We start from the raw sequence: 16,938 nt of genomic DNA, 5'->3' as shown, positions 1-16,938 counted from the left end.
CTTTACAAAATTTAATCTCTTACAAAAAAGCAGGGTTATGCTCTGCTTTTTTAACTGTTTTTTCTAAATATTCTTCATTGTCAAAATTAAAAACCATTGAGTTTGAAAGTTTTTTTACCCTTTTTTTGAAAAAAGTCAAAAATAATGCTTGATTTTAGTAATGAGAATTATTATCATTAATCTGTGCTTTGTTAGAGCGTCGCAAGACTTCTGAAAAAGTATGACATTGCTCACATTGCTTCCAATGTTTGCCAGCCTAGCACTAACTAAGCTGGCTTTTTTCATTTAGCACTAAGCTAAATCCGTTTTTTGTATAACTAATAAGCCACTTATTATTGTGCGCTATTGCATTTACTCCATTAACCAACAAAGCCAAATTTTAAAATAATGTATTAAATTCTAATACACTATTTAGAAATATCATCTATAAATGTTGTGACATCGTTAAATAGAGATCAAAAAATTCTATATAATAATGAATAATGCTATTTTTAATTAGACCCAAGGCTATAGACTTTTTAGGGTATGAGTTTTATTAGTTTTATAAAAATAGCGTTGAATCAACGATATACAATCATTATGCTCAATTCAAATGATTGTTGGGATAGAATTAGCAATATCTATTGATTAATTATATCAAATAAAATCAATAATGCTGCACTGCCGCCAAATTCTTTGGGGGCTTGATGAAAACAGATTATATGCGGATGCTGGGCTAACCACATTGGTGTTTGTTTTTTTAAAATATTCTTACCATGACCATACATAATACAAGCGCAGTGTGCCCCTTCTTTTAAGCAGGCTGCGATAAGGGCTGCTATTTCCTTTTTTGCCTCTTGTTGGGTTAAACCATGCAAATCTAAAAAAAATTCGGGATCGTAAAAACCTCGTCGTAATTTCTTAAGTTCAAATGGATCGGCATTTTCTCGTATATAACGAATTGGGTCATCTTGTAATAGTGGTTGATAGGTGTCAGAAAAATAGAACTCAGCATGACCTTTTTCATGTTGAAGTTTTTGTGTTTCCATTATTTTTTGTGACCGTTTTTGCGGTTGATGAATGACAGTATCTTGTTTTAATTGTTTAGTATGACCAATACTACTTTTAAATAAGTTTATATCTTCGTCATCCAATGTATATTTATTTGTCATTGATTATCACTCAGGGTAGATTTTTTCTTTAAATTCACATAAATCTTCAATAACACAAGAGCCACATCTTGGTTTTCTAGCAATACAAGTATATCGACCATGTAAAATCAGCCAGTGATGGCAGTTTAGTTTGTACGCTTTAGGTACAACTTTTAACAGTTTTTCTTCGACTTGCTCTACGTTTTTACCGGGTGCAAAACCAGTCCGGTTACATACACGAAAAATATGGGTATCAACAGCAATTGTAGGCCAACCAAAAGCTGTGTTAAGTACTACATTAGCGGTTTTCCTGCCAACTCCTGGCAGTTCAATTAATGAATCAAAATTTTCTGGCACTTGACCTTGATATTTATTGACTAATATCTGGCAAGTTTTAATGATATTTTCGGCTTTACTATTATATAAACCGATGGTGCGGATATAACTTTTCAACTTATCAACACCCAGTGCTAATATTTGCTCGGCCGTGTTAGCAACAGCAAATAGCGGTTTGGTTGCTTTATTAACACTAACGTCAGTTGCTTGAGCAGATAATACAACAGCAATAAGTAATTCAAAGGGTGTTTGATATACTAGTTCTGTTGTAGGATCTTTAATATGTTCTTTCAGTCTTTCTAGAATCTGAATTCGAGTTGATTGTTTCACAAACTAATTATAATCAAAAATAGTGGAATGTTGGGTTAATATTATATACTTTATTTAGACTTTATCGGTAAGTTAAATTGCGTTATTTAAAATAAATATAAGCAATACTATATGACTATTAGCCAATAGTATAATGTTTATAACGGTTTGCTATTGATTTTTTATTGATTCAAATACCTAAATAGCCTGCTTTTTAGCATCGTCTTTTTATGATAAGCTACCCCACTATTTCAATTTCATAATACAAGGTTTTTTATAAAAATGTCGTTACCAATGATTGTCACCTTTAGTGTGTACATTTTAGGGATGATTGCGATCGGTTTTTTTGCGTTTCGTGCAACGCAAAACTTTGGTGATTATATTCTCGGTGGGCGTCGTATCGGTAGTGTTGTGACAGCACTTTCAGCCGGTGCTTCTGATATGAGTGGCTGGTTGTTAATGGGGCTTCCCGGTGCCGTTTTTTTATTCGGTATATCTCAGAGTTGGATTGCTATTGGTTTGATAATCGGTGCTTATCTAAATTGGTTACTCATTGCTGGCAGGTTACGTGTTTTTACCGAAATTAACCATAATTCTTTAACATTACCAGACTATTTTGCTCGACGATTTGATGATAAGAGCTCTTTACTTCGTATTATTTCGGCAGTAATTATTCTGATCTTTTTTACCATTTATTGTGCTTCTGGTGTCGTTGCTGGCGCAAAATTATTCGAAAGTACATTTGGTATGAGCTATGGTTGGGCAATGTTAGCTGGCGCTGGTGCGACTATTGCCTATACTTTTATTGGGGGTTTTTTAGCGGTGAGCTGGACTGATACGATTCAAGCTAGTTTAATGATGTTTGCCCTGATTTTAACCCCAATTATGGTTATAGCTAATGCAGGTGGTTTTAATGATGCTATTGTTCATATTGAATCACTTAATCCCGATTATATAAATATCTTTGCCCATATGGACTTTATCTCTATTATCTCTTTATTAGGATGGGGATTAGGTTATTTTGGTCAACCGCATATTTTAGCAAGGTTTATGGCTGCTGATTCACATGAGGTAATGAAAAATGCTCGTCGAATTAGTATGACATGGATGATTTTATGTTTAGTCGGTGCCATTACGGTTGGTTTTTTTGGAATCGCCTATTTTGCTAATAATCCAGGTTTAGCTTACTTAATTAATAATGGTAAGCATGAACGTATTTTTATTGAGCTATCAAAATTACTGTTTAATCCTTGGATTGCTGGTATTTTACTTGCTGCAATCTTAGCTGCAGTAATGAGCACGTTAAGTTGTCAGCTACTTGTTTGCTCAAGTGCTTTAACCGAAGATTTTTACCGTGCCTTTTTAAGACCAAACGCTAAACAGCGCGAACTTGTTTGGGTGGGGCGTATTATGGTGCTATTGGTTTCGGTTATCGCTATTTTATTAGCAATAAACCCTAATAACAGTGTACTTGATTTAGTTAGTCATGCTTGGGCAGGATTTGGCGCAGCTTTTGGACCAATTATTGTTTTTTCTGTATTTTGGTCAAGAATGACACGTAATGGTGCATTAGCGGGAATGGTGATTGGTGCAATAACCGTGTTGCTTTGGATCAATTTTAATTGGTTTAACCTTTACTCACTTATTCCTGGATTTTTATTTGCATCTATTGCCATTGTGATTGTTAGTTTATGCGATAACAGACCTAACGAAGTTGTGGCAGACCATTTTAAACAGGCGTATAAACGTTTTCATAATAAAGCAGAATAAAATTTTTATTTAAAGTAAACTCTAAACGTAACAAAATATAATAGGTAAATATCATGACAAAAAATGTGATCAAACAACTGCAAGAGCGTGGACTGATTGCTCAGCTTACTGATGAAAAAGCACTGGTAGAACTCATAGAACAACATCCCATTGCGCTTTATTGTGGTTTTGATCCTACTGCCGATAGTTTGCATCTTGGTCATTTAGTTCCTTTACTTTGTTTAAAACGCTTTCAATTAGCTGGCCATAAACCGATAGCTTTGGTCGGTGGCGCAACGGGTTTAATTGGTGACCCGAGTTTTAAAGCCGTTGAACGTAAACTCAATACAGAAGAAACAGTTGTTGAATGGAGTGAAAAAATTAAACAACAAGTATCACCATTTTTAGATTTTAATTGTGGTGAAAATGCCGCCATTGTTGCCAACAACTATGATTGGTTTAGTGGTATGAATGTGCTCACTTTTTTACGTGATGTTGGTAAGTATTTTTCAGTCAATGCTATGATTAATAAAGAATCAGTGAAGCAACGTATTGACCGCGATGAGCAAGGCATTTCATTTACTGAGTTTTCTTATAGTCTATTACAATCTTATGATTTTGCGTGCTTAAATAAATCTCACAGTGTCGTATTACAAATTGGTGGTTCAGATCAATGGGGAAATATTACCGCAGGTATTGATTTAACCCGCCGTTTACATCAAAAACAGGTATATGGCTTAACTGTGCCATTAATCACAAAATCTGACGGAACTAAATTTGGTAAAACAGAAAGTGGTGCTGTTTGGCTTGATCCGAAAAAGACTAGTCCATATAAATTCTATCAATTTTGGATTAATACGGCTGATGCTGATGTATATCGCTTCTTAAAATTCTTCACTTTCATGCCATTAAGTGAAATTGATGCACTGGAAGAAGAAGACAAAAATAGTGGCGTTGCACCAAGGGCTCAATATGTATTGGCAGAGGAAGTGACTCGATTAGTGCATGGTGAAGAGGGGCTAATTGCCGCGAAACGTATTACCGAAAGTCTTTTTTCAGGAAAATTAAGTGATTTATCGCAAGCTGATTTTGAACAGTTAGCGCAAGATGGTATGCCAACACTATCAATTGAAAGTGATGCTGATTTACAACAAGCAATCGTTAATGCACAGTTTGCACCTTCTCGAGGTCAGGCCAGAACCATGATAGAATCAAATGCCATTTCGGTAAATGGAGAACGTAACTCAACAATTGATTACCGTTTTACTGATAGCGATAAACTGTTTAATCGTTATACTTTACTGCGTCGTGGTAAAAAATATTACTGTTTGTTAATTTGGGGATAATCGAGTGAAAAATATTTTATCGATCCAGTCACATGTGGTATTTGGTCATGCTGGTAATAGTGCGGCTGTATTTCCTATGCGTCGTATTGGTGTAAATGTATGGCCTTTAAATACCGTACAATTTTCTAATCATACACAATATCAACAATGGACTGGAACGGTAATGCCAGCATCGCACTTAACTGAAATTGTTGATGGAATTAATCAAATTCATGAGTTAAAGCGGTGTGATGCAGTTTTAAGTGGATATATGGGTTCGCCAGAACAGGGCAATGCAATTATTGAGGTTGTTAAAAAGGTCAAAACGGTCAACCCAAATGCGATTTATTTTTGCGATCCTGTAATGGGACATCCTGAAAAAGGTTGTATTGTTGCGCCCGGTGTTGCTGAGTTTTTATGTAATACCGCTTTATCTGTTGCTGACATGATGGCGCCTAACATTCTCGAATTAGAAGAGCTAAATGATAAACAACACATTAGTAATGTTGATGAAGCAGTTATTGCTTGCCGAAAAATTTGTAATAAAGGTCCTAAAGTTATTTTAGTCAAACATTTAAGTCGAGCAGGCTATAACAAAGATAATTTTGAAATGTTACTAGTTACACAACATGAAGCTTGGCACATAAGCCGTCCATTAGTTGATTTTGGTGTTAAACAACCGGTTGGTGTTGGTGATATGACAAGTGGATTATTTTTGGCGAATATATTACTTGGAAAATCGCTTGTTGAGGCATTAGAACATACCACTGCTGCGGTATATGCAGTGATGCTTGAAACTTTAAAACAACACGAATATGAATTACAATTAGTTGCAGCACAAAATGAAATTGAAAAACCAACTCATTGGTTTCGTGCAAAAAAAATTGATTAATTATTAAAATATGTAAAAATAAAACTAAATTGCGTTTAACAAAATAAATGAGGGGATAATGGATACTATATCATTAGGAGAAAAACTTTCAGATTTAAGGGAAAAAATGGGGTTAACTCAAGATGATATCGCCAATAAAATCCATGTCCGCAAAACGATTATTGAAGATATTGAAACCGGACAGATAATTACAACCCCCCTCGTATTTGTTAAAGGGTATATTCGTTCTTATGCTGAGCTTGTTGGTTTATCCGCTCAAGAGTATCAACCTTATATTGATCAGCTATCTGAGCAATATCCTTCCCAACAAAAGAGTAATTATCAATGTAATTATAAGCGTAAACGCGGAAAAGGAATCTGGTTTATGATTATTTTTGTCATTTTATGTGCATTAGGTATCACTCTATATTGTGTTAATAAAGCAAATAAAAATAATTTTGTTGAAGTTAGCCATTATATTTCTCCATCGACGTCTAACCATGTTAATAGTTAGCAAATTTTGTTATTCTCATACAGACTTTTGCTTTAAATCTTGTTAAGATTACTGGCTAGTTATTTTGTAATATAATTAGGCAGGTTATGAGTCATCAAGATTCACCGATTATTAGACGAGAATCTACAAGGATTTATGTTGGCAACGTACCTATAGGTGGTGGTGCACCTATAGCAGTTCAATCGATGACCAATACTCGTACAACTGATGTTGCCAAAACAGTTGCTCAAATACAAGCACTTGAACGCGTAGGTGTTGATATTGTGCGAGTATCAGTTCCAACTATGGATGCAGCTGAAGCGTTTAAATATATTAAACAACAGGCTAAAGTTCCACTCATAGCTGATATTCATTTTGACTATCGTATTGCTTTAAAAGTTGCTGAATATGGTGTGGATTGTTTAAGAATTAATCCAGGTAATATTGGTAATGAAACCCGAATTCGCTCGGTTGTTGATTGTGCAAAAGATAAAAACATTCCGATAAGAATTGGTGTTAACTCGGGTTCTTTAGAAAAAGATATTCAAGAAAAATATGGCGAACCGACACCTCAAGCAATTGTTGAATCGGCGATGCGGCATGTGGATATACTTGATCGACTTGGATTTGAACAATTTAAAGTGAGTGTTAAAGCATCAGACGTTTTTACTGCGGTAGATGCTTATCGATTATTAGCGAAGCAAATTAAGCAACCCTTACATTTAGGTATAACTGAAGCGGGGGGCGTGCGTAGTGGTGCGGTAAAATCGGCAATAGGGTTAGGTTTACTTCTGTCTGAAGGTATTGGTGATACGCTTCGTGTATCGTTAGCAGCAGACCCGACTGAAGAAGTTAAAGTCGGATTTGATATTTTAAAATCGTTACGTATACGCGCAAGAGGCATCAATTTTATTGCTTGCCCTACCTGTTCAAGACAAGAGTTTGATGTAATTAACACTGTAAATATATTAGAGCAACGATTAGAAGATATTATTACTCCAATGGATGTCTCTATTATTGGATGTGTTGTCAATGGTCCTGGTGAGGCACTTGCGTCGACAATGGGCGTTGCTGGTGGACATAATAAAAGTGGCTTTTATGAAGATGGTGTGCGTATAGGTCGAATTGATAACGAAAAAATGATTGATGAATTAGAATCCAAAATTCGAGCCAAAGCCTCGATTTTGAAAAACCGAATTGTAGCAACTGAATTATAATTTTATTTAATAGCGAATAAACGAATGGCAGAGAAAAAAATCCAATCAATACGGGGAATGAATGATTTACTCCCAGCAGATAGTGCAAGTTGGCAACAGATAGAAAAAATTGTCAAAGGTGTTTTAAATAGCTATGGCTATAATGAAATAAGAACCCCCATTGTTGAAGATACAGCACTCTTCAAAAGAGCCGTAGGTGAAGTAACTGATATTGTTGAAAAAGAGATGTATACTTTCAACGATCGTAATGATGAAAGTATTACCTTACGTCCAGAAATAACGGCTGGTTGTGTACGTGCAGGTATTGAGCATGGGCTGTTTTATAACCAAGAACAGCGCCTTTGGTATTTAGGTCCTGCTTTTCGCTATGAAAAACCGCAAAAAGGACGATATCGTCAATTTCATCAATTTGGTGTTGAAGTATTTGGACTTGAAGGTCCCAATATTGACGCTGAACTGATATTGTTAACTGCACGCTTTTGGAAAGCCTTAGGTATTGAAAAACATACTTCTTTAGAATTAAATTCAATCGGTTCACTTGAGGCAAGAGCGAATTATCGAAAAGCTTTAGTTGACTTTCTTGAGCAACATAAAGATAAATTGGATGAAGACTGTTTACGTAGAATGTATACTAATCCACTAAGAGTCCTTGATTCAAAAAATCCAGTAGTACAAGAGTTGCTTAACCAAGCGCCAAAATTATTTGATTATTTAGATGACGATTCTAAGCAGCATTTTGAAGGCTTATGTCGATTGTTAGATAATGCAGGAATAAAATACAATATTAATCAAAGATTAGTTCGCGGCTTAGATTACTATAATCGTACTGTTTTTGAATGGGTAACAAGTAGTTTAGGTGCGCAAGGGACTGTTTGTGGTGGCGGTCGTTATGATGGACTGGTTAGCCAACTCGGTGGGCAACCTACGCCAGCAGTAGGATTTGCGATGGGGCTTGAACGTTTAGTATTATTAGTTCAGGCGGTAAATCCATCATTTACGCAAGAAAACGCGATTGATATCTATATGATTTCATCAGGCGATGAAAAAACGATTTCAGCGGCACAATGTATTGCAGAACAATTACGCGATGGATTACCTAATAAACGAATTGTGACTAATTATGGATCAAGTAATTTTAAGAAACAATTTGCGAAAGCAGATAAATTAGGTGCTAAAATAGCCGTCATTATTGGCGAAAATGAAATTGCAAACCAAACAGTTACGATTAAAAATTTGAAAACAGGTGAACAAATTGAAGTTGCAAAGGCCAACATTGTTCAAACTTGTTTAGCAATAGAATAAGGAAAATAGGAGAAAAAAGTGAGTCATCAATTAACGAGTGAAGAACAATTTTCGATGATAAAAGAATTTCTTGCTAAGACATGGAAAATTATTGTAGCAGTTATCGTAATTGGATTATTAGGCTTTTATGGATGGCGTTACTGGCAATCTTATAAAGTGAATCAATCGATAGAATCATCAGATCGATATGAGCAATTAATTAAAAAGTTAGATGAGACAAAATCCGATTCTGTCAATGAATTAGTTGCCTTTGCTAAAGATAATGATACTGTTTATAGTGTGTTTGCTAATTTACGTGCAGCTAAGTTTTATGTTGATGTATTAAAAGATTATGCTGGCGCGCAAACATTGCTAACTGATTCGCTGAAAAAGACTGATGCAGAACCGATAAAATCGCTCATTTATGTTCGTATTGCTCGCTTACAAAATCAGCAAGGTCAATATCAAGATAGCTTAAATTCGTTAACGAATATCACTGAAAAAAGTTGGGCGCCAATTGTTAACGATCTGCGTGGTGATATATTAGTCAAATTAGAGCGTTACAGTGATGCAGTTGATGCATATAATCTCGCTTTAACTTCGGGACCAACTAAAGAGTTAGAAACAAATATCAAAATGAAGTTAAATCAAGCTGAATATTTAAAAGCTAAACAACAAGTTGAACAAGAAGAACAAGCTAAAACTGAGCAGAAAGCTCAGACACAACAAGCAACAACAGAACAAAATAAAAATTAATTTATCCTGCTATAAGGGTCTTTAAAATGAAGTTATCAAAATGTTTTTTTACCGGTGTTTTAATGTTCTCACTTGCTGGATGCTCGTTATTTGGTGGTGAAGAAGATGTGGTTCAAATTTCACCATCACCGACAGTCAACAATCAATTTCCTATTCAACAAATTTGGCGAAATAGTACATCAGGTAATACGCAAATTTACTCTTTATTAGGGCCGATTAATTATGATAATGCTATTTATGTAGCGAGTCGTAGTGGTCAGGTAAAAGCCCTTGATTTATCAAGCGGTAATACGATTTGGGATATCAATTTATCACAAAGTACCTTATTTAGCAGTAAAACAGCTTTATTTTCTGGTGGCGTAAGTGCAGATGATAATTATGTATATGTAGGCAGTGAACGAGCAGTTGTTTATGCTTTAGAACGCAATAGTGGTAAAGTGGTTTGGGAAAAACCGGTGAAAGGTGAAGTCTTAGCGCGCCCTGTATCTTCAGAAGATAAATTAATCATACATACTGCTAACGGTGTACTACAAGGACTTAATCGTAACACTGGCGATGAATTATGGGATGTGTCTTTTGATGTTCCTGCTTTATCTTTAAGGGGGAATTCAACACCAACTATAGCTCATGGTGCTGCAATTGTCGGTGATGATAATGGACGTGTTGATGCTTACTTTATTAAAGATGGACAACTTATTTGGCAGCAGCGTATTTCGCAGCCAACAGGTTCAACTGAAATTGCAAAATTGAACGATGTTGATTCCACACCAGTTGTTGAAGGCAATCTTGTTTATGCTGTAGGGTATAATGGTAATGTTGCTGCATTAGATTTAAGTAATGGTCAAGTTGTATGGAAAAAACAAATTGGCTCAACGCACAGTTTTGCAGTTGATTCTCATCAACTATTTGTTGTTGATCAAGATGACAATATCCAAGCTATCACTAAAAATGGTGGGGCTGTCGATTGGACTCAATCCAGTCTTTTACATCGTCAATTAACCGATCCTGTTGTGTATCAAAATTATATTGTTGTGGGTGATTTTGAGGGTTATTTGTATTGGCTAAATAAAGACAATGGTGAAATTGTTGCTAAAACACAAGTAAGTAGTAGTGGATTAATCTCCCGACCATTAGTTGTGGACAATAAATTAATTGTCCAAGCAAAAAATGGTGATATTTACGCATTTACAAAAAATTAAGGTAATTAGATAAACATGATACCTGTAGTAGCACTAGTTGGTCGTCCGAATGTTGGAAAGTCGACTTTATTTAATCGCTTAACTCGGACTCGAGACGCCTTAGTCGCTGATTTTCCAGGATTAACTCGTGATCGTAAATATGGCCGAGCTGAGATCAAAGGTCATGAATATATCGTGATTGATACCGGCGGTATCGATGGCACAGAAGAAGGGGTTGAAAGCTTTATGGCTGAACAATCCCTACAAGCAATTGAAGAAGCCGATATTGTGCTTTTTCTGGTCGATGCTAGATCGGGTGTTATGCCTGCTGATCATGCTATTGCCAAGCATTTACGCTCACGTCAAAAAGCGACTTTTTTAGTTGCTAACAAAATTGATGGTATTGATGTCGATACTGCTGTTTCTGACTTTTATGGCTTAGGATTAGGTGAAATTCACCCTATCGCGGCTAGTCATGGTCGTGGCGTAACCTCATTAATCGAAACTGTCTTAGATCCAATTTTTCAATTTGAATCAGAAGAAGCAACTGAAGTTAGTGTTCACAATGAACTAGATGATTTACCTGAATCATACGATGATTTAGGTGATGAAACCGAATCATTGATTAATCAGCCAATTAAAGTAGCTATTGTTGGTCGTCCAAATGTTGGTAAGTCAACACTAACAAATCGTATTCTAGGTGAAGAGCGCGTTGTCGTGTATGACATGCCCGGCACCACTCGTGATAGTATTTATATCCCTATGACCCGTGATGAGCGCGAATATGTTGTGATAGATACTGCTGGTGTTCGTAAGCGTGGCAAGGTGACAGAAACCGTTGAAAAATTTTCTGTTATTAAAACACTACAAGCTATTGAAGATGCCAATGTTGTGATTTTAGTCATTGATGCTAGAGAGGGTATATCTGATCAGGATTTATCACTCCTTGGCTTTATTATTAATAGTGGGCGCTCACTTGTTATTGCGGTGAATAAATGGGATGGCTTATCGCAAGATATTAAAGAACAAGTGAAAACTACGCTAGATGATAGACTGGATTTTATCGATTTTGCACGTGTTCATTTTATTTCTGCTCTCCATGGCAGTGGTGTTGGCAACTTGTTTGATTCAATTCAAGAAGCCTATGATTGTGCAACACGACGAGTTAACACTGCATTATTAACTAAAATTATGCAGATGGCTCAAGATGATCATCAACCACCTTTAGTTAAAGGGCGCAGAGTTAAATTAAAATATGCTCATGCGGGAGGATATAATCCACCGATTGTTGTGATTCATGGTAATCAAGTTGAAGAGCTACCTGATTCATATAAGCGCTACTTGATGAATTATTTTAGACGCTCATTGAAAATTATGGGATCACCTATTCGTATTCAATTCAAAGAAGGTGCTAATCCATTTGAAGGCAGAAAAAATAGTTTAACCGCATCTCAACAACGTAAACGCCGTCGATTGATGAAACATGTTAGGGGGCGAAAGTAGTTTATGTCAGAGCAAGTTAGTATAGATGGTAAAGAGGGTTTTTGTCCTAAATGCCATTGTAAAATGCAAGTTGTTTCACCTCAACACTATGTCTGTTCTCATTGTAAGCAGCACTACCTTGAACAATACATTTGTCCCATTTGTCAGCAAAATGCTCAAATGATTAAAGGTTGTGGTGCAATTAATTATATTTGTCATACTGATGGTTTAATTGCTAGCAGTAAGGTGATATTTCACTATTTACCAGAGTAAAAAGACTTTATCTATATTAGAGTCATAAGAGGTTATTTTATGCGAATTATTTTATTAGGTGCGCCAGGCGCTGGAAAAGGCACTCAAGCACAATTTATTATGCAAAAATATGGTATTCCCCAAATTTCAACAGGGGATATGTTACGTGCAGCAGTTAAATCGGGTAGTCCACTTGGTTTGCAGGCTAAAGAACTAATGGATGCCGGTAAGCTTGTTACTGATGAGCTGGTGATTGCGTTAGTTAAAGAGCGTATTGCGCAAAGTGATTGTGCTAATGGTTTTTTACTAGATGGTTTTCCTCGCACAGTACCGCAAGCTGATGCAATGAAAGCGGCAGATATTGACATAGATTATGTGCTTGAGTTCGATGTTCCTGATTCAGTAATCATTGACCGTATGAGTGGCAGACGAATTCATGCACCGTCAGGACGGGTTTATCATGTTCGCCATAATCCACCAAAAGTTGAGAATATTGACGATGTTACTGGTGAACCATTAACTATTCGTAAAGATGATCACGAAGATATCGTGCGTAAACGTCTTGTTGAATATCATCAATTAACTAAACCTTTAGTGAGTTATTATCAGCATGAAGCTAAACAAGGTCATACGCAATATTTCCGTATTGATGGAACGCAACCTGTGGCAGAGGTCACTAAAGAGTTAGCTAAAATTTTAGGATAATTACGGGTTAACTAAAAGAGCAAGAAGTTAATTTTATCTTGCTCTTTTTGACATTATTTTGCAGCGTTAAGCGCTTGTTCTAAATCGGCAATAATATCATCGATATGTTCTATTCCGATAGATAATCTCACCATTTCTTGACTTACTCCGGCTTTTTGTAATTCTTCATCATTAAGTTGACGATGAGTTGTTGACGCTGGATGACAAGCAAGTGAACGTGTATCACCAATATTAACTAAACGCAGAATTAGCTTTAAAGCATCAATAAACTTAGCCCCAGCTTGTATGCCGCCTTTTATACCAAAAGATAAAATTCCAGCCGGCAACCCCTTATCCATCTGTTTAACCGCTAAGTGATGCTCAGGGTGAGTATCAAGACCGGCATAGTTTACCCAACTTACTTGTGGATGAGATGCTAAATATCGAGCGACTTTTAAGGTGTTTTGACAGTGACGTTCAATACGTAAAGATAATGTTTCAAGCCCTTGCAGTAATAAAAAAGTATTAAATGGTGAAAGTGCCGCTCCCATATTACGCAATGGAATAACTCGACAGCGCGCAATATAAGCAGCATCGCCAAAAGTTTCAGTATATGAAACACCATGATAAGAGGGATCGGGTTGATTTAACATTGGATATTTTTCCGGATATTTTTTCCATGGAAATTTACCGGAATCGACAATCATGCCACCTAAACTATTGCCGTGGCCGCCAATATATTTAGTTAATGAATGCACTACAATGTCGGCACCAAACTCAAAAGGACGACAAAGTGCTGGACTTGCTACAGTGTTATCGACAATTAAAGGAATGCCATGCCGATGAGCGATCTCTGCAAGTGCCGATAAATCAACAATATTTCCGGCTGGATTACCAATACTTTCACAATATAACGCTTTGGTTTTATCATCAATTTGTTGTTCGATAGCTTGAAGGTTATCATGCGGTGCAAACTTGGTTGTAATGCCGAAGTTAGGTAGTGTGTGAGCAAATAAATTATACGTTCCGCCATATAATTTGGAAACCGAAACAATATTTTCACCGGCAAATGTAATAGCCTGAATTGCATAAGTAATTGCGGCCATACCTGAGGCGACAGCTAATGCACCTATTCCTCCTTCGAGAGCAGCTATGCGCGCTTCCAGTACAGCATTGGTTGGGTTAGTAATACGTGTGTAAATATTGCCAGCGACTTTTAAATCAAAAAGATCAGCGCCATGTTGAGTATCATCAAAAGCATATGATGTTGTTTGATAAATGGGGACAGCAACAGCATGGGTGGTTGGTTCTGGACTATAGCCTGTGTGTAGAGCAATTGTTTCTGGTTTCATGTTAGAGCCTCATAATTATAATAATATAACAACAAGGCTCTATTTTGCGCAAAAAATCCTGAAAAGGTAAAGTGTTATAATACCATTCTTACGATATCAATATCACCTAACTCTTTATATAGATTCTCAATTTGATCAATGTGCGTTGCATTAATTGTAATTGAAACCGAATGATAATTACCTTTGCTGCTTGGTTTAACTGAAGGTGTATAATCACCCGGTGCATGTTTTTGAATGACTGTCACCACTTTGTCAACTAATTCAGGTTTTGCTTCTCCCATTACTTTATACGTGAAAGAGCATGGAAATTCTAATAATTCATTTAATTTTGTTTTCTGTTGCATAATTTGATTTCTCAGTTAATCGGTATTTTTAATTACTAGTGTAATCTACTTTTTCCTATATATAGGCATTTTATGATTCTTCAAGTAACAAAAAATAAACATCGCTTTTTAAAGGCTCTAATTTGATCTATGATAATAAAATTCTATTATGACTTATAAAACATATCTTAACTATCAATCATAAGGCCATACAGCATGTTATCTCAGTCCAACAATAAAGAACCCTTTGGCACATTATTAGGTTATGCACCGGGCGGCGTTGCCATTTATTCTTCAGATTATGAAACATTAGATCCCGAACAATACCCTGATGATGCATCCTTTCGTAGTTATTCAGGATACGAATATATGGGCTATAAGTGGCAATGTGTCGAATTTGCAAGGCGCTTTTTGTTTTTGAATTATGGGATTGTTTTCACTGATGTTGGTATGGCTCACGAAATATTTTCACTACGCTTTTTAAGGCAAGTGGTTAATGAAGCTATTTTACCTTTACAAGCTTTTGCTAATGGTAGTAAAAAAATACCCGAAGCAGGCTCATTATTAATCTGGGATGATGGTGGCGTATTTGATAGAACGGGGCATGTTGCAGTTATTACCGAAGTATTTGATGACAAAATTAGAATAGCTGAACAAAATGTGATACATACGCGTTTACCTATTGGTCAACAATGGACGCGTGAACTTAAGATGACAGTAACAAATGAAGGTTATTTATTACACGATACCTTTGATGATACGAAAATTTTAGGTTGGATGATTCAAACAGATAAAACTGAACATAGTTTATCGCAACCTGAAGTAGCAAAACCCTTACTACAAATTCATAGTGCTCATATAACGAATAAAGAACAATTTGAAAAAAAATGGCTTGATGAGTCAGATCCTTTAGAAAGCACCTATGTGTTAGCCGCAGGCCATGCAATTAGTCATGATGATCATTATCGTTACTTTACTATTTCAGAAAGTGCTGAACAAGAATTAATCCGTGCGACGAATGAATTACATTTGATGTATTTGCATGCAACGGATAAAGTGCTAAAAGACGATCATTTATTAAATAATTTTAATATTCCAGAAATACTTTGGCCAAGATTAAGGCTTTCATGGCAACAGCGCCGCTATCAAATGATAACAGGTCGTTTAGATTTTTGTATGGATGAGCGCGGTTTAAAAGTCTATGAATACAATGCAGATTCTGCATCTTGTCATACAGAAGCCGGGCAAATTTTGGAAAAATGGGCGGTACAAGCTGAACTCAATATTGGTACTAATCCAAGTGCAGGGTTACTCAATTCGCTTGCTAACTGTTGGAAGCATAGTGATGCTCAAGCTTTTGTACACATCATGCAAGACAATGATAGTGAGGAAAATTATCACGCTTTGTTTATGCAAAAAGCCCTGACTTTAGCTGGTTTTAAAAGCAAAATATTACGTGGCTTAACTGGTTTAAAATGGGATAAGCAAGGGCAATTAGTTGATGATGAAAACAGGCAGGTCACTTGTGTATGGAAAACATGGGCATGGGAAACAGTATTAGAGCAGCTGCGACAAGAAAGTGAGGCGCAAGTTGCTGGCTTACCGATTCGTACTTGGCATCCTGAAAATGCGGTCCGATTAATTGACGTGCTTTTAAGACCTGAAGTCTCGGTTTTTGAGCCTTTATGGACAGTAATACCAAGTAATAAAGCGATTTTACCGGTGCTATGGTCATTGTTTCCTAATCATCGTTATTTATTAGAATCAACGTTTGAACTTAATGCAGATCTTATCAAAAAAGGGTATGCCATTAAACCTATTGCCGGTCGACGCGGTAGTGATATTGAATTAGTCAGTAGTCAAGAACAAACACTAGGCAAAACGGTTGGTCAATTTGCTAAGCAAGAAAATATTTACCAAGAGCTTTGGTGTTTACCTAAGGTCGATGATCGATATTTACAAGTTTGTACTTTCACTGTTGGAGGTCATTATGGTGGCGCGTGTTTACGTTCAGATCCCACTTTGGTGATAAAAGGTGAAAGTGATATGCAACCACTACGTGTATTAACTGATGAGCAATTTATGAAATAATTTCTTTGTAAAGAATTTTCAGGTTATAGTTATACCAGATGTAACAAGAATAGACATATTTTAGATAGGTAAATGACTATCACTTGATTAATTTATTTTTAATAAGTTC

General features: G+C 36.1%; 16 protein-coding genes. 12 read left to right on the top strand and 4 right to left on the bottom strand.

All coding sequences use genetic code 11. The annotated features are described in order from the left end of the window. Window positions 1-620: 620 nt before the first annotated feature. Both smrB and nth read right to left on the bottom strand, forming a co-directional pair. Window positions 621-1,151: an endonuclease SmrB gene (gene smrB / locus J3U66_RS09285; protein ID WP_267333904.1), complete on the bottom strand. Its 531-nt coding sequence runs from the start codon at window positions 1,149-1,151 to the stop codon at window positions 621-623. A 6-nt stretch (window positions 1,152-1,157) separates the two neighbouring features. Next, complete coding sequence (gene nth / locus J3U66_RS09280; protein WP_065634495.1) at window positions 1,158-1,796, bottom strand: endonuclease III; 639 nt, start codon at window positions 1,794-1,796, stop codon at window positions 1,158-1,160. A gap of 255 nt (window positions 1,797-2,051) precedes the next feature. Between nth and putP the strand changes: the two genes are divergently transcribed. From putP to adk, 11 genes are all read left to right on the top strand, one after another. Next, the gene (putP, locus tag J3U66_RS09275; RefSeq protein WP_416379671.1) at window positions 2,052-3,545 is read left to right on the top strand and encodes a sodium/proline symporter PutP; all 1,494 of its coding nucleotides are present in this window, start codon (window positions 2,052-2,054) and stop codon (window positions 3,543-3,545) included. Window positions 3,546-3,598: 53 nt separating this feature from the next. Then, window positions 3,599-4,870: a tyrosine--tRNA ligase gene (gene tyrS / locus J3U66_RS09270; RefSeq protein WP_218056882.1), complete on the top strand. Its 1,272-nt coding sequence runs from the start codon at window positions 3,599-3,601 to the stop codon at window positions 4,868-4,870. A gap of 4 nt (window positions 4,871-4,874) precedes the next feature. Beyond that, window positions 4,875-5,741: a pyridoxal kinase PdxY gene (pdxY, locus tag J3U66_RS09265; protein WP_267348795.1), complete on the top strand. Its 867-nt coding sequence runs from the start codon at window positions 4,875-4,877 to the stop codon at window positions 5,739-5,741. Window positions 5,742-5,799: 58 nt separating this feature from the next. Next, window positions 5,800-6,234, top strand: a complete 435-nt coding sequence (locus J3U66_RS09260; RefSeq protein ID WP_267348793.1) for a helix-turn-helix domain-containing protein — start codon at window positions 5,800-5,802, stop codon at window positions 6,232-6,234. A gap of 86 nt (window positions 6,235-6,320) precedes the next feature. Then, the gene (gene ispG / locus J3U66_RS09255) at window positions 6,321-7,430 is read left to right on the top strand and encodes a flavodoxin-dependent (E)-4-hydroxy-3-methylbut-2-enyl-diphosphate synthase (RefSeq protein WP_065634500.1); all 1,110 of its coding nucleotides are present in this window, start codon (window positions 6,321-6,323) and stop codon (window positions 7,428-7,430) included. 24 nt (window positions 7,431-7,454) lie between these two features. Then, window positions 7,455-8,732 carry a histidine--tRNA ligase gene (gene hisS, locus J3U66_RS09250; protein ID WP_267333900.1) on the top strand — a complete coding sequence of 426 codons (1,278 nt, stop codon included), beginning with the start codon at window positions 7,455-7,457 and terminating at the stop codon, window positions 8,730-8,732. Between the two features lie 18 nt (window positions 8,733-8,750). After that, complete coding sequence (locus J3U66_RS09245) at window positions 8,751-9,467, top strand: YfgM family protein (RefSeq protein WP_267333899.1); 717 nt, start codon at window positions 8,751-8,753, stop codon at window positions 9,465-9,467. A 26-nt stretch (window positions 9,468-9,493) separates the two neighbouring features. Continuing rightward, window positions 9,494-10,666, top strand: coding sequence for an outer membrane protein assembly factor BamB (gene bamB / locus J3U66_RS09240; protein WP_267333898.1), 1,173 nt, complete (start codon window positions 9,494-9,496; stop codon window positions 10,664-10,666). 15 nt (window positions 10,667-10,681) lie between these two features. Further along, window positions 10,682-12,148 (top strand): ribosome biogenesis GTPase Der, encoded by a 1,467-nt coding sequence (gene der / locus J3U66_RS09235; protein ID WP_267348791.1) that lies wholly within the window; start codon window positions 10,682-10,684, stop codon window positions 12,146-12,148. 3 nt (window positions 12,149-12,151) lie between these two features. After that, on the top strand, window positions 12,152-12,400 hold the full coding sequence (locus tag J3U66_RS09230) for a zinc-ribbon domain-containing protein (RefSeq protein WP_267333896.1): 249 nt from the start codon (window positions 12,152-12,154) through the stop codon (window positions 12,398-12,400). Between the two features lie 39 nt (window positions 12,401-12,439). Then, entirely contained in the window at window positions 12,440-13,084 is a 645-nt protein-coding gene (gene adk, locus J3U66_RS09225) for an adenylate kinase (RefSeq protein WP_267333895.1), read from the top strand. Between the two features lie 53 nt (window positions 13,085-13,137). Here adk and J3U66_RS09220 read toward each other — a convergent pair whose 3' ends face one another. Together J3U66_RS09220 and ybeD are read right to left on the bottom strand one after the other, a co-directional pair. After that, complete coding sequence (locus tag J3U66_RS09220; protein ID WP_267348789.1) at window positions 13,138-14,415, bottom strand: bifunctional O-acetylhomoserine aminocarboxypropyltransferase/cysteine synthase; 1,278 nt, start codon at window positions 14,413-14,415, stop codon at window positions 13,138-13,140. Between the two features lie 74 nt (window positions 14,416-14,489). After that, entirely contained in the window at window positions 14,490-14,759 is a 270-nt protein-coding gene (gene ybeD, locus J3U66_RS09215; protein WP_065634508.1) for a DUF493 family protein YbeD, read from the bottom strand. Window positions 14,760-14,954: 195 nt separating this feature from the next. Here ybeD and gss point away from each other — a divergent pair, with 195 nt between their 5' ends. After that, window positions 14,955-16,829: a bifunctional glutathionylspermidine amidase/synthase gene (gene gss / locus J3U66_RS09210; RefSeq protein ID WP_267348788.1), complete on the top strand. Its 1,875-nt coding sequence runs from the start codon at window positions 14,955-14,957 to the stop codon at window positions 16,827-16,829. Window positions 16,830-16,938: the final 109 nt, after the last annotated feature.

Source organism: Gilliamella sp. B2969 (assembly GCF_026536195.1).
GTDB lineage: Bacteria > Pseudomonadota > Gammaproteobacteria > Enterobacterales > Orbaceae > Gilliamella.
Note: the sequence above shows the minus strand (reverse complement) of the source record. Positions and strands in the feature narration are given on the sequence as shown.

Coding starts and splice junctions, on each gene's coding strand:
- adk (WP_267333895.1), top strand. CDS start 12,440: ATGCGAATTATTTTATTAGGTGCGCCAGGCGCTGGAAAAGGCACTCAA.
- gss (WP_267348788.1), top strand. CDS start 14,955: ATGTTATCTCAGTCCAACAATAAAGAACCCTTTGGCACATTATTAGGT.
- J3U66_RS09220 (WP_267348789.1), bottom strand. CDS start 14,415: ATGAAACCAGAAACAATTGCTCTACACACAGGCTATAGTCCAGAACCA.
- J3U66_RS09230 (WP_267333896.1), top strand. CDS start 12,152: ATGTCAGAGCAAGTTAGTATAGATGGTAAAGAGGGTTTTTGTCCTAAA.
- der (WP_267348791.1), top strand. CDS start 10,682: ATGATACCTGTAGTAGCACTAGTTGGTCGTCCGAATGTTGGAAAGTCG.
- smrB (WP_267333904.1), bottom strand. CDS start 1,151: ATGACAAATAAATATACATTGGATGACGAAGATATAAACTTATTTAAA.
- J3U66_RS09260 (WP_267348793.1), top strand. CDS start 5,800: ATGGATACTATATCATTAGGAGAAAAACTTTCAGATTTAAGGGAAAAA.
- hisS (WP_267333900.1), top strand. CDS start 7,455: ATGGCAGAGAAAAAAATCCAATCAATACGGGGAATGAATGATTTACTC.
- tyrS (WP_218056882.1), top strand. CDS start 3,599: ATGACAAAAAATGTGATCAAACAACTGCAAGAGCGTGGACTGATTGCT.
- bamB (WP_267333898.1), top strand. CDS start 9,494: ATGAAGTTATCAAAATGTTTTTTTACCGGTGTTTTAATGTTCTCACTT.
- ispG (WP_065634500.1), top strand. CDS start 6,321: ATGAGTCATCAAGATTCACCGATTATTAGACGAGAATCTACAAGGATT.
- ybeD (WP_065634508.1), bottom strand. CDS start 14,759: ATGCAACAGAAAACAAAATTAAATGAATTATTAGAATTTCCATGCTCT.